The organism is Planococcus faecalis (assembly GCF_002009235.1).
Classification (GTDB): Bacteria; Bacillota; Bacilli; order Bacillales_A; family Planococcaceae; genus Planococcus; species Planococcus kocurii.
Map to the genome: position 1 here is coordinate 2,186,356 of NZ_CP019401.1, position 19,683 is coordinate 2,206,038.

At 41.8% G+C, this 19,683-nt stretch carries 14 protein-coding genes; 1 reads left to right on the top strand and 13 read right to left on the bottom strand.

Going from position 1 to position 19,683, the window contains the following annotated elements; all coding sequences use genetic code 11:
- Positions 1–178: 178 nt before the first annotated feature.
- The 12 genes from ymfI to AJGP001_RS11160 all read right to left on the bottom strand — a co-directional run bounded on the left by ymfI (position 179) and on the right by AJGP001_RS11160 (position 16,330).
- A complete protein-coding gene (gene ymfI / locus AJGP001_RS11105) occupies positions 179–898 on the bottom strand; it encodes an elongation factor P 5-aminopentanone reductase (protein ID WP_078080550.1) in 720 nt (239 codons plus the stop codon).
- Entirely contained in the window at positions 895–2,196 is a 1,302-nt protein-coding gene (gene yfmH, locus AJGP001_RS11110; protein ID WP_071154158.1) for an EF-P 5-aminopentanol modification-associated protein YfmH, read from the bottom strand. The genes ymfI and yfmH overlap by 4 nt, the downstream gene beginning before the upstream one ends.
- Complete coding sequence (gene yfmF / locus AJGP001_RS11115) at positions 2,189–3,463, bottom strand: EF-P 5-aminopentanol modification-associated protein YfmF (protein ID WP_071154157.1); 1,275 nt, start codon at positions 3,461–3,463, stop codon at positions 2,189–2,191. The genes yfmH and yfmF overlap by 8 nt, the downstream gene beginning before the upstream one ends.
- A gap of 146 nt (positions 3,464–3,609) precedes the next feature.
- Positions 3,610–4,569 (bottom strand): ABC transporter permease, encoded by a 960-nt coding sequence (locus tag AJGP001_RS11120; RefSeq protein WP_071154156.1) that lies wholly within the window; start codon positions 4,567–4,569, stop codon positions 3,610–3,612.
- A gap of 1 nt (position 4,570) precedes the next feature.
- The gene (locus AJGP001_RS11125) at positions 4,571–5,620 is read right to left on the bottom strand and encodes an ABC transporter permease (protein WP_058384964.1); all 1,050 of its coding nucleotides are present in this window, start codon (positions 5,618–5,620) and stop codon (positions 4,571–4,573) included.
- The gene (locus AJGP001_RS11130) at positions 5,610–7,169 is read right to left on the bottom strand and encodes an ABC transporter ATP-binding protein (RefSeq protein ID WP_078080839.1); all 1,560 of its coding nucleotides are present in this window, start codon (positions 7,167–7,169) and stop codon (positions 5,610–5,612) included. The genes AJGP001_RS11125 and AJGP001_RS11130 overlap by 11 nt, the downstream gene beginning before the upstream one ends.
- A gap of 172 nt (positions 7,170–7,341) precedes the next feature.
- A complete protein-coding gene (locus AJGP001_RS11135) occupies positions 7,342–8,415 on the bottom strand; it encodes a BMP family lipoprotein (protein ID WP_071153817.1) in 1,074 nt (357 codons plus the stop codon).
- A gap of 47 nt (positions 8,416–8,462) precedes the next feature.
- Complete coding sequence (locus AJGP001_RS11140; protein WP_078080551.1) at positions 8,463–9,191, bottom strand: GntR family transcriptional regulator; 729 nt, start codon at positions 9,189–9,191, stop codon at positions 8,463–8,465.
- A 175-nt stretch (positions 9,192–9,366) separates the two neighbouring features.
- Complete coding sequence (locus AJGP001_RS11145; RefSeq protein ID WP_078080552.1) at positions 9,367–11,703, bottom strand: FtsK/SpoIIIE family DNA translocase; 2,337 nt, start codon at positions 11,701–11,703, stop codon at positions 9,367–9,369.
- Positions 11,704–11,781: 78 nt separating this feature from the next.
- Entirely contained in the window at positions 11,782–13,449 is a 1,668-nt protein-coding gene (locus AJGP001_RS11150) for a ribonuclease J (RefSeq protein ID WP_071153816.1), read from the bottom strand.
- 126 nt (positions 13,450–13,575) lie between these two features.
- The gene (locus AJGP001_RS11155; RefSeq protein ID WP_078080553.1) at positions 13,576–14,613 is read right to left on the bottom strand and encodes an aspartate-semialdehyde dehydrogenase; all 1,038 of its coding nucleotides are present in this window, start codon (positions 14,611–14,613) and stop codon (positions 13,576–13,578) included.
- A 340-nt stretch (positions 14,614–14,953) separates the two neighbouring features.
- Positions 14,954–16,330: an IS4 family transposase gene (locus AJGP001_RS11160; protein WP_071153814.1), complete on the bottom strand. Its 1,377-nt coding sequence runs from the start codon at positions 16,328–16,330 to the stop codon at positions 14,954–14,956.
- Between the two features lie 625 nt (positions 16,331–16,955).
- On the opposite strand from AJGP001_RS11160, the gene AJGP001_RS11165 reads away from it, so the two are divergent.
- Positions 16,956–18,319 (top strand): IS1182 family transposase gene (locus AJGP001_RS11165; protein ID WP_425439663.1). Its coding sequence is split into 2 segments (ribosomal slippage): positions 16,956–17,525 and positions 17,528–18,319, totalling 1,362 coding nucleotides; the frame shifts between segments, so codons are not numbered across the junction.
- An 86-nt stretch (positions 18,320–18,405) separates the two neighbouring features.
- On the opposite strand, the gene AJGP001_RS11170 is transcribed toward AJGP001_RS11165, so the two are convergent.
- The gene (locus AJGP001_RS11170) at positions 18,406–19,632 is read right to left on the bottom strand and encodes a M16 family metallopeptidase (protein ID WP_078080554.1); all 1,227 of its coding nucleotides are present in this window, start codon (positions 19,630–19,632) and stop codon (positions 18,406–18,408) included.
- Positions 19,633–19,683 lie beyond the last annotated feature (51 nt).

Sequence of the window (19,683 nt, forward strand, 5' to 3'; positions counted from 1 at the left end):
GCGCTAAGTAAGAAGCTATGCCCAAAGCGGCCGAAGCGGTGTAAAAAAGTCGGCTTTTTTCATTCAACACCTATAGTTGAAAACCACTTTCTTACGTTTGACATCCTCAGTTAATATACTAGCTGAATTGTCTTTAACAAAAAAGAGCATATAGTTACGAAAAAGCCTGAAAAGGCCATTATATTAACCAGCCACCATTCACTCGCAACGTTTGACCTGTCATATAATCCGCTTTCCCATTAACTAAAAAATCTACCGCATTCGCTATGTCCTGCGGAGCACCGAGACCAAGTGGAATCTCTTCCTCAATTTCTCGCAACTCTTCTACAGAAAATACAGCATTCATTTTCGTCTGGATAAATCCAGGTGACACGGCATTAACACGTGTTCCTGATGGTGCCATTTCTTTGGCGTACGCTTTCACAAAGGAGAGTTGCGCACCTTTTACAGATGAATACATGGTTTCCATGGAAGCACCTACCTCCCCCCAAATGGAAGCAATAAAGACGACGTAAGATCGATCGTAGCGATGAAAAAATGAAGAAATTGAACGAATCGCTGCGATTGGATTTTTCACATGGACTTGCCATAGTGAATTCATGTCTTGGTCCGAAGTATCAATCAACATCTTCATCAGCGATTGACCGCTCGCAACAATAACACACGACGCATCAAAGACGTTGTCAGTAAGCTGCTGCGCACCTTCTTCACTAGCAAAGTCAGCCTGCACTGTTATAAATTCCTGCGCAGGGTAACGTGTTGCCAAGTGCTGGGCGAGTGGAGCTGTCGAATTGGTATTCCAGTGTAAGTATAAAGACCAACCACCCTCTGCCAACTGCTGCGCAATGCTTTCACCAATTTCACCAGATGCCCCTAACAGCACAGCAAACTTTTTCACTCTGCATCCTTTTTCGAAGGCATAATCGTGAAAACAGAATGCTGAGACTCGTGGCTAACCAAAGCAAATGCCTGTTGAAGATCAGCAACTTCTAACTCTTCAAGTACAGGAACTACATCAAACAAATTCATTTCATTAAATGCATAATTCGTGAATTGATTCGCAATGTATTCTGGTGAGTTTAATGCTCTTAAGAAAAAGCCGATTTTTTTGCGGCGAACACGATCCAGATCATCTTGTCCAAAAGGCCATTTTTCAACAGCATTTTGAAGCGTGTGTTTAACTTCTTTAATGAACGTTTCGGGTTTATGAGTGTCGGAACCAATCAAAGCATAGCCAAAGCCACTTTCTAACGAATAATCAAACGAATACGATTCATCGATCCAATCATTTTCGTACGCTTCGTGATAAAAATCCGATGTGCGTCCAAACAACAATTCATACGCAAGTTGAGCAGCTAGTTCGTGCTTCAACATCTCAGGTCCAATCATATCGAGTTTCTCCGGCTTCAAACCATAGAAAACTTTTGGCTTCTGAACGCTCATTTCTAACACACGTTCTTTAATCGCTACTTCTTTTGGCTCTTGTGGATACATACGTTCGATTTCAGTTGGTTCTGCAAACGTTTTTTGTGCTTGGTCTTCTTTTACTAAAGTCATCATTTGTTCCGCATCCACATTTCCAACGATAAATAAAATCATATTTGATGGATGGTAAAACGTGTTGTAGCATGTATACAAATGTTCTGCTGTGATGTCTTGAATCGATTCCACTGTTCCTGCAATGTCAATTTTAACCGGATGGTTTTTATACAAGTTTTCGATAATCCCAAAATACAAGCGCCAATCCGGCTGATCGTCGTACATTGTGATTTCTTGTGCAATAATGCCTTTTTCTTTTTCTACCGTTTTTTCTGTAAAGTACGGGCTTTGCACAAAATCCAATAATGTTTTTACGTTTTTGTCAATTTCACCTGTTGCGGAGAATAAATAAGCCGTGCGCGTAAACGACGTAAAGGCGTTTGCTGAAGCGCCTTGTTTGCTAAACTCTTGGAACACGTCTCCTGCTTCTTTTTCGAACATTTTATGTTCTAAAAAGTGCGCGATGCCATCTGGTACTTTAATAGCTTCCGTCTCACCTTGAGGTACAAAATGATTATCAATTGAACCATATTTTGTAGTGAATGTAGCAAACGTTTTCGAAAATCCTTTTTTCGGCAAAATATAAACGGTTAAACCGTTATCGAGCGTTTCATGAAAAAGTGTTTCACCTAGTTGATCAAATTCAACTTTATGCATTTGTGTCATCCTCCTTACCAGATAGGAAGTAAGTCATTTCTAAAGACAATTCCTCAGCGACTTCTGCAATATCTTCTTTCGTTACGTTTTTCCATTTATTAATCATGTATTCAGGTTCGAAAGACTCTGTCAATTCCATATACTGATCGTATATTTCAATTTGTCCACGTGCAGAATCTAGTGCTTCTTTTAATTGATTGATGAGCAGCGCTTTTGTCTGATCAAGTTCAACATCTGAAATATTGCCTTTTTTGACTTCTTCTAATTGTTCCAAAACCAAGTTCACAGCTTTTTCTTCTAATTTGGAATCAATGCCTGCTAAAACGAACATCAACCCAAATTGTGAAGCAAAAGAACTGGATACGTAATACGCCATACTTTCTTTTTCACGAATATTTACAAATAGCTTTGAGTGCGCATAGCCACCAAAAACACCGTTCATCAATTGCATAACCGGGAATTTTTCGTGACGGAATGTAATTGGTGTAAAGAATGCCATATGCAGTTTGCCTTGCTTCATGTCTTCGTGTTCAAGGACACGTGACTGCTCAGGCTTAACCAATTCCATTGGAGCCACAGCAATTGCTTTTTCACGATCTTTAAAATGGAAAAACTCACGGATGTATGACGCGATCATTTCCGGCTTTACATCGCCTACTGCATAAATTTCAATTTCATTTTGAGTGAGCATTTCTTGGTATTCAGCAACTAATTGCTCGTTCGTAACCGCTTCTACTGCTTGAATCGTGCCGTTTGATGTAATCGAAGCAGGGTGGTTCGGCAAAGCGAGCTCCATCATGCGCTGCTGTGCATAGCGTGTCTTGTCATCAAACACCGATTCAATGCGTTGAACAATCGAATGTTTTTCCCGTATAAAAATAGACTCTTTAAATAAATCATTTTCAACATTAGGTTTGAATAGAACGATATACATCAAGTTCAGTACTTTCTCAAGTACACCTTTTTCAGAAAGGTATTGATCATTAACCGTTTCAACATTCAAGGTCACAACATGTTCGTTGCCTCGTTTTGAGGAGTCTATGTAAAGAGAAGTTCCGTAAAGATCATCCAATACCATACGAAGTGCAGTGTGCGAAGGATAAACCTCGTTACTATGCTGCAAAACGTTTGCCAAAATCGAGCGGGCAGACGCTTTTTCCTCCGTCAGTTTATCTTTAAATTTGATTGAAAAATTTATCGTTTTAAACTGTGTTGTTTCATTAACGTGTACATTCACGCCTTTAGCGATATTAATGGTTTCAAACATGTAGAATCCCCTCTCGTCGTTCATATCTTAACTATACCGAACTTTTTCCGTTAATTGCAAATAAAGAAAAGCGCAGGTACTAAATACTAACCGTATTTACGTACATAAAAAAAGAGCCGTCGCAACTGACGGCTCTTTTGAAAGTCTTATCGTTGTCCTTTAATGTAAGGTTTACCATTGGCTAACGGTGCATTGGCACGGCCAATAAAGCCAGCTAACGCGATAATTGTTAAGACATACGGCAAGATTAACAAGAAGACGTTTGGAATTTCTGAAATATACGGAATGCGCGAACCGACAATACTTAATGATTGAGCAAACCCAAAGAACAAAGCAGCTCCCATAGCCCCAAGTGGATGCCATTTCCCAAAAATCATCGCAGCTAACGCCATAAATCCTTGTCCGTTAATCGTTGCATGTCCAAAATCATTTGTAATGGTTTGCGAATAAATGGCACCACCAATACCTGCTAAAGCTCCAGAAATCATAACGGCCACATAACGCATTCTTGTAACGTTGATCCCCATGGTATCTGCGGCCATCGGATGTTCCCCAACTGCGCGAAGGCGCAAGCCAAAAGGTGTTTTGTAAATGACAAACCATGCCACAAACGCTACCGCAATCGCAAAGAATGAGGTATTGTATACCGATTTAAAGAATAAAGGTCCAATAACTGGAATATCTGATAAAAACGGTACGTTATATCGTGAAAAACGTTCTGTGATGAAATCGGTTTGTCCTTTTCCAAAAATACTTTTCACTAAGTAAATTGATAATGCTGCTGCTAACAAGTTAATAGCAACCCCAGAGACTACTTGGTCCGCGCGGAACGAAATTGATGCAACCGCGTGCAAGAGTGACAAGAGTAATGCCGCTAGCATTGCCGCGACCAACGCAAGCCACGGTGTCGCTCCGCCAAATGTATCCGCGAACAATAAGTTAAATAAGATTCCGACAAATGCGCCGATGACCATCAATCCTTCGAGACCGATGTTCACAACCCCTGATTTTTCCGAAAAGACGCCGCCAATCGCCACTAAAATAAGTGGCGCAGCATAGAAAATCGCTGAAGGAACGATGAAATATAGAACGTCAAGGAAACTCATATTACTTCGCCTCCTTCTTCTTAGCTGCTGCACGGAGCAACAGCAAACGAATAATGTAACCAGATGCTACAAAGAAGATAATCACTGCAATAACAATTTCAACAATTTCAATTGGAATACCGGCCGCATTTGGCATATTTAACGCTCCGTATTTTAGCGAGCCAAACAACGTAGCACCAAATACCACACCCAGTGGCGTATTCAATCCAAGTAACGCTACTGCAATCCCGTCAAAACCGATGCCCGTAAAGCCACCTTTTGATGACACATACTCAAACGTTCCAAGGGCTTCCATTGCACCTGCAAGTCCAGCAAACGCACCGGAAATAACCATAGCTAAAATGATGTTTTTATTGACATTCATCCCTGCATATTGAGAAGCGTTTTGGTTAAAACCAACTGCTTTTAGTTCAAAGCCCAGTGTAGTTTTTTCTAAAATAAACCACATGACACCCACCATCGCCAAGGCAATAATGATTCCGTAATGTAAACGAGAGAAATCCGTCAGTTCTTCTAAAAAATCAGAACGTAAAGAAGCACTTGCAAAAATATTTTCCGTACGGTCACCACCATCAGAAACTGTACGAATTAATGCATTGGATACGTGTAAAGCAATATAGTTCATCATAATTGTGACGATTACTTCATGAACATGGAATTTTGCTTTTAACAGTCCCGGTACAAATCCCCATAATGCGCCAGCTACCGCTGCAGCTAAAATGGCTAGAGGCAAATGAATAATTTTTGGCAATTCTACTGCTACGCCTACATATGCTGCTGCAAACCAGCCAACAATCAATTGTCCTTCAACACCAATATTAAAAAGCCCTGAACGAAACGCAAATGCTACCGCAAGACCTGCTAGTAGATAAGGAGTGATTTGTCGAACCGTTTCACCTATTGTATACAAGTCTCCAAAAATCCCATTCCACAGAGCAGCATAGCCTTCAAGTGGATCGTAACCACTTACTAGCATAATCACCGCTCCGACCAAGAGGCCTAAAATAACGGAAATGACGGGGACCAGAATATTCGTCGCTCTATTCGACATGCTGATTCTCACCTTTCTTCGTCAAATCCTGTTGCTTTTTATCGACTGTATGACCCGCCATTAACAAGCCTAGTTCTTGCTCAGTAGTACTTTCTGGTATTACAATATCCACGATTTCACCGTCGTGAATAACCGCAATACGATCTGAAACGTTCATCACTTCATCCAACTCGAACGAAATTAACAAAACTGCCTTACCGTTGTCCCGTTGTTCAATCAAACGACTATGAATAAATTCAATTGCACCTACGTCCAATCCCCTGGTCGGTAATGCCGCAATCAGTAAATCAGGGTCACGATCAACTTCTCGGCCAATAATAGCTTTTTGTTGATTTCCTCCGGATAAGGATCTTGCCAATTCCGACGGCCCTTGAGTGCGGACATCAAAATCTTTTATAATTTGCAAGGCTTTTTCATTAATCTTGTCGTAGTCAATAATGCCCGACTTGGAAATAGGTTTTTTATAATAGGTTTGAAGTGAAATATTATGCCCTATCGGAAAATCCAATATGAGTCCGTGCTTATGGCGATCTTGAGGAATATGTCCAACGCCCGATTCTGTTACTTTTCGCGGTTTCATATTGGTAACATTTTTGCCATTGAGAGAAATCGTCCCGCTTTTCACTTTACGAAGACCCGTAATTGCCTCGATCAGTTCAGATTGTCCGTTGCCATCAATTCCGGCAATCCCCATAATTTCACCTTTGCGAACGTTCAGATTCAAACTTTTAACTTTATCAATTCCGCGGTAATCTTGAACAACTAAATTTTTAATACCCAAAATTTCTTCACCCGGGAAAGCTTCTCCTTTTACCGTGGTAAATTCCACTGCGCGACCGACCATTAATGAGGCAAGGTCATTCGGATTGGTTTCTGATGTAGTAACTGTGCCAATTCCCTTACCTTTTCGAATAACTGTTACGCGATCAGAAACATCCATAATTTCTTTTAGTTTATGCGTAATCAAAATAATCGACTTGCCCTCAGCTACTAATCGTTTCATAATTTGAATCAATTCAAGAATTTCCTGAGGTGTTAATGAAGCTGTTGGCTCATCAAAAATCAAAATCTCGGCTCCACGATAAAGCGTTTTCAGTATTTCTACACGTTGCTGCATTCCCACCGATATGTCTTCAATGATAGCGTTTGGATCTACATTCAAACTGTATTGCTCTGATAAGGCTTGAACTTTTTTGGCGGCGTCTTTTTTATTGGTAATTCCGTATTTAGTTGGTTCGCTTCCCAAAATAATGTTTTCGGTAACAGAAAAATTTTCGACTAGCATAAAATGCTGGTGGACCATGCCAATTCCGAGATCGTTAGCTATATTCGGATTAGAAATATCGACTTTTTTACCATGAACCCGAATTTCTCCACCTTCTGGCTGATACAGACCGAATAAGACGTTCATCAAAGTCGATTTACCCGCACCATTTTCTCCTAATAATGCATGAATTTCTCCCTTTTCCAGTTGCAGCGTAATGTTGTCATTGGCGACAAATGTACCGAACTCTTTACGGATATTCAGCATTTCGATTACATATTCCACTGTTGTCACTCCCTCAAAATCGCTGACTTCTTTTAAATTCATTAATTAATTAATACATGAAAGGCTTCTGTTGCAAAAAGCCTTTCATCTATTAATTTCTAGCTTGTAGACAAAAAAAATCATAAAGACCGGTCAAACCGGTCTTTATGATGACCGTGCTACAAAATAGCTATTACTTTACTGTTTCTGGAACTTCAATGTCACCATCGATTACTTGTTTTTGGAATTCTTCAATTTTCTTCATTACATCTTCAGGGATTGCTCCACGTGAATCAGCAAGACCTACACCTTCATCAGCTAAACCATAAGTAACTGTTTCGCCACCTGGGAATTCGCCTGCCATCGCTTGTTCAGAAATGTTGATAACGGCTGTATCCACACGTTTTAATACCGAAGTTAAAGTAACGTTAGCGTCACCAGTTTGACCTTCATCGTATTGGTCAGCATCTACGCCAATAACCCAAATATTGTCATCAGGATTTGCTTCTTTACGTTCTTTTGCTTCAGTGAATACGCCATTTCCTGTACCGCCAGCTGCGTGGAAAATGATATCTGCACCAGCAGAGTACATACGGTTAGCAGTTGTTTTACCTAATTCCGCTTTATCAAAAGCTCCTGTGTATTGAACATCGACTTTAATTGAATCGTCTACTGCTGCAACGCCTTCAAGGAATCCTGCTTCAAAACGCTCGATTACTGGAATTTCCATTCCACCGACAAAACCGATTTTTTTCGTTTCTGACATTAGAGCTGCTGCTACACCCGCAAGGAATGCGCCTTCTTGTTCTTTAAACAAGACACTTGCAACGTTTGGAGCGTCTACTACTGCATCAACGATTGCAATTTGAGCTTCTGGCTGCTGTTCAGCAATTTCTTTTACAGCACCTTCCATTAGGAAACCAATACCGTACACGACGTCAAAATCACGACGGATTAAGTTGTTCAAGTTGGTGTTGTAATCTGCATCAGATGCAGATTGAAGATAGTCAAAACCGCCATCGCCTTTTTTAAGACCATTTTCTTCGCCAAATTGTTGTAGCCCTTCCCAAGCAGATTGGTTAAAGGATTTATCATCTACTCCACCAACATCTGTAACCATCGCTACTGAGAAATCAGCTGTTTCTTCTCCGCCTTTTCCTTCATCAGTCTTGTCAGTTGTTGTGTCTTCGTCGCTTCCGCAAGCAGCTAGCATTGTACCAGCAGCTAGCATTAATGATAAACCTAAACCAAATTTACGTTTCGTCAATGTAATAACCCCCAAGGTTTTTTTGATATTAGCAGGAATTTGCTGTTTTACACACGTTTTCGAACTACATGGAAACTGAATTTATCAGCTCTAAAGTAATTCTTTGAATAAAGCACCAATCGATCGTCCTCATCGTAGTGGAGCTGTTTTAAAACAAGTAATGCTGTTTCCGGTTCACATTCTAAAATTGGCGAAGCCTCTTCATGATAACCAGTCGGATCGATAAACGTTACCGCATAGGAAATATGAATGTCCCCTGTTTCTTCAATCGCCTTAAAAATGGAACTTTCAGTACGTCCTAAAAAATCTGTAGGCAAATACGCAGCAGGAACCTTGTCTATGCAATAGACGACTGGATCTCCGTTTGCCGTACGAACGCGTTCAATCGTAATAACAGTATCGTCGGCGGTGCAGTGAAAGCGCTTTATATCTTCTTCAGAAGAAAGGTTCTCCAACGTGCTCAAGTAGATTGCGCCGGGTTCCATTCCTGCCTGACGGATCATATCGGAAACACTTGTCAATTGTTCAATCCCTGAAGAAAATAGGGGTTTTGAATTGACAAATGTTCCAACTCCGTGGCGTCTGATGATAATATTATCTTCTTCCAACAACCGTAGCGCTTCTCGCAAAGTCGCACGGCTGACTCCAAGTGTTTTTGACAATTCAAATTCCGACGGCAACTTCTCTTTTTCTTTGTAGACGCCTGCAGCAATATCCTGCTTCATTCGATCAATCACTTGAAGATACAATGCACGATGATCTGATTTAATGGTCATCCGATTCACCACCTATGATAGAGATCAGACATCTGATGTAAAACATTCCTACTAATCAAAATTACTATACCACTTATTAGATACGAAATAAATAGCAATTTGTCGAATTCAGCGAATTTTCGCATCACAGTCATCTTAAATAGTGATCATTTTATCACAAAAACCTTCGAATACTTCAATATTCTTCCTGCTTTGGAACTAATACAGTCCGTGGCTTACTACCTTCATAAGGTCCAACCACACCACGCTGCTCCATTTGATCTATAATTCTAGCGGCTCGAGAATAGCCGACACGGAAGCGGCGCTGCAACATTGACACGGATGCTGTCTGCATTTCTGTAACGAGTTGCACGGCATCATCATAAATTTCATCTGTTTCTTCATCTATTTTCGTTTCATCGATTTCACTCGGAATCATATCTTCTTGGTATTGGGCCTTTTGCTGTTCAATAACAAAGTCAACAATTTTTTCAACTTCTGAATCCGATAAAAATGCCCCTTGAACACGCACAGGTTTTGATTGACCCGCCCCAAGAAAGAGCATATCTCCACGTCCAAGTAATTTCTCAGCTCCACCCATATCGAGAATTGTTCGCGAATCAATAGATGAGGACACCGCAAAAGCAATACGCGACGGAATATTCGCCTTAATAACGCCCGTAATGACGTTAACACTTGGACGCTGTGTCGCTATGATTAAGTGAATCCCAGCAGCGCGCGCCATCTGTGCTAGACGTGTAATCGCATCTTCCACTTCATTTGAAGCAACCATCATCAAATCCGCTAATTCATCGACGATGACCACAATAAAGGGTAATTTCGGGTGCTTGTCTTCATTTTCCTCATTGAAAACACGAACATATTCGTTATAGCCTTCAATATTACGTGTTCCTGTATGTGAAAAGAGTTCATATCTTCTTTCCATTTCCGAGACGATTTTCTTTAACGCTTGTGCTGCTTTTCGTGGATCCGTTACAACAGGCGCTAACAGATGCGGAATCCCATTATAAACGTTCAATTCGACCATTTTCGGATCGATCATCATCATTTTCACTTCATGGGGCTTAGCGCGCATAATAATACTTGTGATAATGCCGTTAATGCACACCGATTTCCCGCTACCCGTCGAACCAGCAACTAGTAGATGTGGCATTTTATTTAATTCGGTCATCACCGCTTGTCCTGTCACATCTCTACCTAAAGCGAATAATAGTTTGGCATCCGGCTTGTTGTTCTCTTCTGATTCTAATACTTCACGCAAGCTAACTATTGAAACTTCCGAGTTTGGCACTTCGATACCGATTGCTGATTTACCTGGAATGGGTGCTTCAATTCGAATATCACGTGCAGCTAAAGCTAACGCCAAATCATCATGCAAACTAACTATTTTGCTTACTTTCACACCGGTATCCGGCAACACCTCATATTTTGTCACTGCTGGTCCTAAATGCACTTGTGTCACTTTTGCCCGCACACCAAAACTTTGGAACGTTTTTTCGAGTTTCTTAGCATTTTTTTGTATGCCTGAATATTCTCCGCTTTGGTCGTGATGCGGCGGCAGGGTCAACAAGCTAAGAGGCGGCAGCTGATATTCTTCATTTTCTAGTTCTTCTGCCGTCGATAATAACTGAACGTCTGCTGTTTTCGTTTCCTTAGCAGACTGTTGTGGTGCTTCCGTCTGTCTCGGTTTTACATTTTCGGTAAAGGCTGAAATAATCGGCTCTTGTTGTTTTGGTCGGTATAGAAGATCTTCTTGTTCATCCTCTTCTTCATAAGCCAATGATTCATTGATTTCTAATACTTGTTCAGCCTCCGACTTTTTACGCGGAGTGCGTACTTTTTTGGGTTTGGCCTGTTGGAAACGATTCATTAACGCATCGATAGCTGGACGTGCACTCGGTATTTTTTCTGCAATAAACGGTGCGGCTGCTTTTCCCGTTAAAATAATCGCCCCGATCGACAGTAAAATAATTGCGACAATCCATGTGCCAGCTGTATCAACTAACACATGCAAGAGTGCGTACAACAGCGCACCAATGAGGCCACCTCCAGTTGCCAAATAACTATTCCAAACAGTGCCCGTCATTTTTGTTGTACGAATTGTTTCGTCGATGACATTTGATGAAGTAATCGGCAAAATAGTGCCAGCTGTCCAGATTAAATGACAGATTAGCAAAATACCAATTAAGACAAGTGCAGAACCAAATGCCACTTTCATTCTTGGCTTTGGCCATTTCCGCTTGACCATCACATAAATTGCCAGATAGATAAGCACTACCGGTAGTAGAAAGGCCATATAGCCCACTAAAAACTCGGCCATATTGTAAAACATTTTGCCAATAACCCCAAGCTGGAATGTCATCAATATCGCAACCCCTACTAATACTAAGCCAATCACTTCATAAGCAATCATTGGCATGGGCTGTCTCTTTCTATTTTTAGACTTTGTTTTAGGTTTTACTTTTGCTCTCGCTTTGGATTTCGCTTTCGTCGTTACACGAGCCCTGTTCATTGCAATCCCTCATTTCTTTCATAATCGAAAAAGGATTTCCGCCGATTAAATCGGTATGGAAATCCTTCTACTTTTTTCTTAGTATTCCATAATAATTGGGATAATCATTGGACGACGTTTTGTTTGTTGGAACAAGTAAGAATTCAATGTATCACGAATTTCTTGTTTAATATTGTTCCACTCGAATGCGTCTCTCGTAACGTATTTTTCAACGACTTTTCGAACAAGTCTTGTCGATTCTTCCATCAATTCCTCTGATTCACGAACATAGACAAAGCCGCGTGAAATCATTTCCGGACCTGATGCAATTTTCTTTTCTTTGCGGTTTAACGTAACCACGACGATAAAAATACCATCTTGCGACAATAATTTACGATCACGTAGAACGATGTTTCCTACGTCGCCAATGCCGATTCCATCGATTAAGACATTTCCAGCAGTAACACGTCCACTCATCCGAACTTTGCCGCCTTTGTATTCGACGATGTCCCCTTTGTCAGCAATAAAGATCTCAGACTTATGCAACCCAACTTGTTGAGCTAATTTAGAGTGCGCGATTAGCATTTTGTATTCACCTTGAATCGGAATGAAATACTTAGGTTTCATCATATTGAGCATCATTTTCAAGTCTTCTTGACTACCATGTCCTGATACGTGGACTTTCTTACTTGCAGTTAATACGTTTGCACCGGCTTTTGCCAGTTTGTTCATTGTTTGGAACATAGGAACTTCCATACCGGGTGATGGTGTGAATGTAATTAATACTGTGTCGGTTTCTTTAATTTTAACGTCTTTGTGTTGTTTACGAACCATTTTGTCCAAGGCTTCCAGTGGTTCACCTTGGTTACCTGTAACGATAATCACAACTTCGTCATCACGGTAGTTTTCCAAATCTTTTAAGGAGATTACAACATCTTCATGAACGGTTAAATAGCCAAGACGCAATCCAACTTCATAACTATTTTCAAGACTTCTACCAGCTACCGCTACTTTTTTACCTGTAGTTGCTGCGATGTCAAATACTTGCTGAATACGAATAAAGTTTGATGAATACAGAGATACCAGTACACGACCTTCTGCAGCTAGAAATGCTGATAGAATATGATCAGCAACCACGATTTCAGAAGTTGTGTACCCTGGACGCTCAGCTTCAGTTGAATCAGACAACAGCATTAAAACGCCGTCTTCTCCAAGTTTCGCCATTTTTGCGATATCTGGCTTGTAACTTCCTTTAGCCGACTGATCAAATTTAAATTCACCCGTATGCACGATGGCACCTTCTGATGTGTGGAAGACGATTCCAAGTGCATCAGGAATACTATGTGTCGTATGGAAAAACGTTACATGTGTTTTATCAAAGTTCATCCGGCTTTTATTGGTCACTTCAAAAAACTTCACATGTTTTAAAGAGCCTTGTTCTTTAATATGTTCTTTAGCTAACGCAATTGTTAATTTTGATCCATAAACTGGTGCTTGAATCTTTTTCATTAGATAAGCGATTGATCCAATCGCATCTTCATGACCGTGAGTCAGAAAAACTCCCTTTACACGGTCTTTGTTTTCTTCTAGGAATGTCATATCCGGAATGACGATGTCAACACCTAGCATCTCATCTTCTGGGAACATCAATCCGCTATCTACAACAAATAAATCTTCATCAATTTCTATTACATACATTGCTTTGCCGATTTCGCCGACGCCGCCTAAAGGGATAACTCTTATTACTTCATTTTTAATTTTACTCAATTTATTTCCTCCTAAAATTCACCCGTACGCATCCATAGACTTCATTATACGGGAATGACCGGAAACAGTCCAAAGAAAAAAACAAACCGAGGATGATCGGCTTGTTTTAGGGGTCTGTAACTTCTATCAAATAACATTTTCTTCGATTAGCGCTTCAGCAATCTGAACAGAATTCAAGGCTGCTCCTTTAACTAGATTGTCTGCAACTATCCACAAATGAAAGCCATTTGGATTGTCTAAATCCTGACGAATACGTCCGACAAACACTTCATCTAGGCCCGCAGCCATTAATGGCATGGGATAAATTTGATTTGATGGGTCATCCATCAATTCAACACCTGGTGCGTCTTTAATCGCTTGTTTAACCTGTGCGATAGTCGCTGCACGCGATAGTTCTACATACACTGATTCCGAATGGCCTGTGACTACTGGCAGACGTACACACGTGGCTGCTACGGCTAAAGAATCGTCATGCATAATTTTTTTAGTTTCATTGATCATTTTCATTTCTTCTAATGTATAACCATTATCAGCAAATTGATCAATCTGGGGAATCACATTAAAGGCAATCGGGTAATGATTTTTTGCCGATTTAACTGGTAGCATTTCGGCTTGTGCATCTTTTGCGTTGTCAAAATCAGCTGCCTGTGCTTTTAATTCGTTAATTGCACCGATGCCGGCTCCAGAAACAGCTTGATAAGTCGAAACTACAACTTTGGTCATTCCAAACTGTTCTTTTAACGGTTGCAACGCACAAACCATTTGGATCGTTGAACAGTTTGGATTGGCAATGATTCCTTTGTGAAGACCCAGATCGCTTTTGTTTACCTCTGGCACAACTAATGGCACGTCTTTGTCCATTCGGAATGCGCTGGTGTTATCAATAACAATTGCTCCTCGTTTAACGGCTTCAGGTGCAAATTCCTCTGAAATACTGCCACCTGCGCTGAACAATGCAATGTCTATCCCTTTAAACGATTCAGGTTTCGCTTCTTGAACTGTAAAAGTTTTCCCTTTAAACTCAATTTCTTTTCCGGCAGAACGGCTCGAAGACAAAAAGACAATATCTTTTATCGGGAAATCCCGTTTTTCCAATTGCTCTTTCATTTGCTGGCCAACTGCTCCAGTTGCTCCCATAATTGCTACATTATACGTTTTCACAATATTCGCTCCTTCAATGATGATTTGAATTATTGTAACATAATTTAGTCTGCTAAAGGAATAGAAAACACAAAAAAGCTTCCTTAAACTAAAGAAGCTTCAGACTGTAGATAAAGTATTATTAAACTGAATAGTAATGCATAATTTCCAACCGGGCTGGCCACTTCGCTTTCCGTGGGCTCAGCTTCAGCCCATAGCTGTCAACTTAAGAAATAACGTGGAGTATGCCCATTAAATTTGTACGATATGGGGGTTTGAATTAGGGGAATATCGGAAATGGTGATAACTAAGAACGCCAACTAGCCTCCCTTTTTTGGGGGAGGCTGTGGGTGGGTGGGTAATTCTAGTTGAGTTGAAGGCGTTTCAAGGCTGTTCCTTTAGCGGAATTCGGCTTCCGTGCAGTCCTGCTGAGTAAGTGGGAAATCAAGGGGACAAAAGCCAGAAGCGTCTTCTTTTTTTGTTTGACGGCTTCATACATTTGTGCCAAAAACTCACAGGCGATACTTCGAATCGCGATGGTTTCACTAATTTCTTTCTCCTCGATTTCCCAAATCGCATTCCGAAGTTGATACGCAATCAATTGGCTTAACAGGAAAACCAGTAATGTGGCATATATATGGCAGAGCCAGCGCTCTTGTTTGATCAACCGGAAATGATCGATTTCCAAATAGGATTTCAATGCCTTAAAGATCAATTCAATTTGCCAACGCATGCGATACAACTCAACGAGGTGCGAACCTGAAACCGGTTCGGGTAAGTTGGTCATATATCCGGTTATTCTGGCTAAATCACGAACCAACTGCTTGGGTTTCTTCCCACTTTTGGTCGCCCGGCGCTGAATTTTTTTCAGTCGCTGTTGTCGGTCTTCTTCGCCATGGGCAACTAGCACACATCGTGCTGGAAAATGCGCATCGTGCCCAAAGTAAACTTGTTCCAGTTCCAAGATTTCTCCCGGTACCATGTTCTCGCAAAGGAGATCGAGTTCAATGCGTTGATACTCACTACTCTTCACCACAGATCCATTCGGATGATAGGCAGGGAACGGGTTTTGATAGGCCAAATAAGCGTCGTTTCGAAACTTGGTGAGAAAGTAGTTGTGGTTTTCATCAATCTTCTCCAATAAGTGGAAATGGAAATAGCCAAGGTCTTGCAAGCACAATTCTTGCTCGTCCAGAAACGGCACCCGTTTCCCTCCCATGACGGTGTCGTTGACGTTGTCCAGATCGACACGCAAAAAGGTCAGTCGTCCCGTCAACACATCAAATTCATGTTGGATTTTCACGGAGGTTTGGCGTGTTTTTTTCGCGCGCGCTTTCAATGAATTGGGCACATCGATATGCGTGGCATCTAAGATGCGCAAGCTCGTAAACGGCCAATCCACGGCCACTGGATGTTTCGCTAGTTCAAGCGATTGCTGAATCTGGAATAACTCTTCGACCAACCGTTGAAGAAAATGGACAGCTTGCTTAGTGAACTTCTTATCGATTGCGGTACGACTGATGTCGATTTCCTGATCGGCCAAGAGCTTGGTGCTGAGTTCTTGCAAGCTCGGATCGATGAAGTTTCCATGGGCCTGAAAAAGCAACGACAGAAAATCGCTGGCGGTTAGTTTTCTCTTACGTTGAATAAATCCCGTTTCTTTGGCTAGGGCGTCGACCTTTTCTGGTTCCAGGAATGCAAATAGTGCATCCAGGTAGCTGAGCGTAGTTGGAGCTGTCATAGAAAAAACTCCTCTCGTTGATGGGTATTCTTCCATACCATCTTTCGAGAGAAGTTAGTCCTTTTTCTTAAGTTGACAGCTATGTCAGCTTCAGCCTCCTCGTCACTGACGTTCCTGCGGGGTCTTCAGCTTTCGCTGTCCCACAGGAGTCTTCGTGGACCAGCCCAGTTGAAGGCTTCTTACTACGAACAACGTGAGATTCTTTAGTGCGCTTCACCGTATAAATAACGTGTTAAAAGCTTTTTGCCTACTCACTCTAGGATTCGGAGCACCTAGTGACGAAGGGCAAAGATATGCTCCTGCATCGCTGCGCTAGCTTCGTCGCAAAGCCACTGCCCGAAGTTCCTTCGGTCAGTGGCTTTCCTGCGGAAAAACGAAGGGATGAGACCCCGCAGGAGCTTGCGACGAGGAGGCTCAGCGCGGAGTCCGCGGAAAGCGTCCACTAGGTGCGGAGAATCCCACATGCATACAAAAAATGAGTAACTATTCTTTTGTCTACAAGCTGAAGCTTCCTTAAACTAAGGAAGCTTCTCAGGCTGTCGAGAAACCCTCTCGACAGTCTTTTTTTGTTTATTTCGATACTTTTTTGATGTAAACTGAAAGAAAAAAGAAGGAGCGAAGTCCCATGATTGGTCCCGTCAAAAATCACCGTCATGAACAGGTCACCGTCTCAATTGATGAACTCGTGCCACACGACCATTTTCTTCGTACCGTTGATGCCCTCATTGATTTTTCTTTTATTGAACGGATTGCTTCGCCTTATTATTGTCCGGATAACGGCCGTCCCGCCATTCCGCCCATTACCTTATTCAAAATGATTTTCATCGGCTATTTTTATGGCGTTCGTTCAGAACGCCAACTGGAAAAAGAGATTCGGGATAACATCGCTTACCGATGGTTTTTGGGCTATTCCCTCGTCGACCGGATTCCAGATCACTCCACCATCAGTTTCAATCGGAAGGGCCGATTTGAAGACACGTCGGTCTTTGAAGAAATTTTCGACGAAACGGTTCGTCAGGCAAAAGCCCACGGCATGGTGAGTGGCCGCGTGCTTCTATCCGATTCCACGCATATCAAAGCGAATGCGAATAAGAACAAGTTTATCCGAAAAGCAAAGGCGGAAAAAGTGGTGAGCTACCTGGGGGAATTGGAAGAAGCGGTCGTAGCTGACCGGGAGGCCCATGGAAAAAAGCGCTGAAGCCGAAGGTGATTCGGCCCGTTGCCAAAACCAAACCGGCGATGACCCGCGAAAGCGTGACCGATCCAGATAGTGGGTTCCTCATGCGAAACCAGAAACCTCAAGGTTTTTTCTATCTCGACCACCGAACGGTGGATGCCAAATACAATTTCATCACGGATACGTACATCACGGCCGGCAATATGCACGACGCCGTTCCTTATTTGGACCGGCTCGCTGTACAAAAGAAGAAGTTTGCTTTTCCGGTGGAAGCCGTCGCCTTGGATGCCGGCTATTTTACCGGCCACATCTGTAAAACGTTAAACGAAGCCGGAACATTTGTGGTCATGGGCTACCGCCGTTTCAAAGGCGGTAACCCGAAAGTGCCGAAACGGTTATTTACGTATGTCCCTTCACTGGATGCGTATGCTTGCCCCATGGGCTGCAAGTTGTCCTACGCCACCACAGATCGAGAGGGATATCGGCAGTACAAAAGCCGGCCGGAGGATTGTGAACATTGTCCACTGCGCTCGGATTGTTTTTCCGCGAAAAGCAAGCAGCGCTCGATTTTCCGGCACATCTGGGAAGACGAAAAAGAAAAGGTGCGCGCCAACAAGCGCACCCCCAGCGGAAAAAAGCTATACAAGTTACGAAGCCAGACCATCGAACGGAGTTTCGCCGATGCGAAAGAACTCCATAGTTTCCGTTACGCAAGGCGACGAGGGCGCAAGTCTGTCCAAGAACAGGCTTATCTGACAGCCGCAGTGCAAAACATCAAAAAAATGACCCTTCTGCTTAGCAGAAGGGTCTAAAAACTTCACGTTCTTTTGTTTCTTGACCAATCCACTGAGAAGATAATCGATAAAACCTTAGTTTCTCAACAGGCTGTGAAGCTTCCTTAAACTAAGGAAGCTTCTTTCGGACGAATAATAGAAACAGCGGGTGCTTCTATTAGAATTTCTAATAAGTCAACTACTTTTTCGAGTGATACTTGGTCAATTTGTGTTAACACTTCTTCGTAAGATTGATGTTTTCCTAGCAGCAATTCATGTCTGCCATTGCGGCTCATGCGTGCGCTCGTACTTTCAAGCCCAAGCATCAAACTGCCTTTTAACTGTTCTTTAGAGTCTGTGACCTCTTGTTCTGTAATACCACCATTTTTTAATTCTTTAAGTAAACTTAAAATGACTTGTTGCATTTCAGCCATTTGCTCATCTGAAGTTCCTCCGTAAATCGCCAAAGTTCCGTGGTCGGAATATGCCGAATGATAAGAAAAAATAGAGTAAGCTAAACCCCGTTGTTCTCTAATTTCTTGGAACAATCTCGAAGACATAGATCCCCCGATAATATTGTTTAACACTGTAATGTTATAAATATCTGGATCGTTTAAAGATAAGCCCGGATAACCAAGACATAAATGACCTTGTTCCGTTTCTTTATTTTTTAAAGAATAGCCAGACATGAAATTAGGAAGTTCATACTTTTTAGGGCTTTCTTCTTTTTCAAAATGCCCAAATAACGTTTCAATCTTCTCAAGTAAGGCCGGAGTAATATTACCTGCTACTGACACTACAGTATTCGCTGGTGTGTAGTGGTGGTCCATATAATCGCGAATTTTCTCTGGTGTAAATTTCGCTAATGTTTCAGCAGTTCCAAGTATGGGTGCACCAATGGAATTTTCGGGATACATCACACGCCAAAGTTGCTCATGAACATCATCGTCAGGCATATCTTCTGTCATGCTAATTTCTTCAAGAATAACTTGACGTTCTTTATCAAACTCTTCAGGGTCCATTTGTGAGTGGAAAAACATATCTGCTAGCACGGTTACTGCGTGTTCTGCATGATGGTCTAATACTTTGGCATAGTAGCATGTATATTCTTTTGAGGTATAAGCGTTGATGTCTCCGCCAATACGATCAAATTCACGAGCAATTTCTTTAGCTGTTCGTGACTCCGTACCTTTAAACAGCATATGTTCGATAAAATGGGTAATGCCATTTTCTTCTGGCAATTCGTCTCGGGATCCGTTGTTCACAAAGACACCCATTGCGACAGAATGAAAATGCGGGATATGTTCGGAAACAATGCGCAATCCATTTTTGCAAGTCTGTGTAGTCACCATGTGCATGTTCCTCCTCATAGTAAAAAATTGCCGACAAAGTCGGCAATTTCC

Bases quoted from the DNA above. Each gene is read 5' to 3' on its own strand.
- AJGP001_RS11140 (WP_078080551.1), bottom strand. From the start codon at position 9,191: ATGACCATTAAATCAGATCATCGTGCATTGTATCTTCAAGTGATTGAT.
- AJGP001_RS11125 (WP_058384964.1), bottom strand. From the start codon at position 5,620: ATGTCGAATAGAGCGACGAATATTCTGGTCCCCGTCATTTCCGTTATT.
- AJGP001_RS11145 (WP_078080552.1), bottom strand. From the start codon at position 11,703: ATGAACAGGGCTCGTGTAACGACGAAAGCGAAATCCAAAGCGAGAGCA.
- AJGP001_RS11120 (WP_071154156.1), bottom strand. From the start codon at position 4,569: ATGAGTTTCCTTGACGTTCTATATTTCATCGTTCCTTCAGCGATTTTC.
- yfmH (WP_071154158.1), bottom strand. From the start codon at position 2,196: ATGCATAAAGTTGAATTTGATCAACTAGGTGAAACACTTTTTCATGAA.
- AJGP001_RS11160 (WP_071153814.1), bottom strand. From the start codon at position 16,330: ATGACAGCTCCAACTACGCTCAGCTACCTGGATGCACTATTTGCATTC.
- yfmF (WP_071154157.1), bottom strand. From the start codon at position 3,463: ATGTTTGAAACCATTAATATCGCTAAAGGCGTGAATGTACACGTTAAT.
- AJGP001_RS11170 (WP_078080554.1), bottom strand. From the start codon at position 19,632: ATGGTGACTACACAGACTTGCAAAAATGGATTGCGCATTGTTTCCGAA.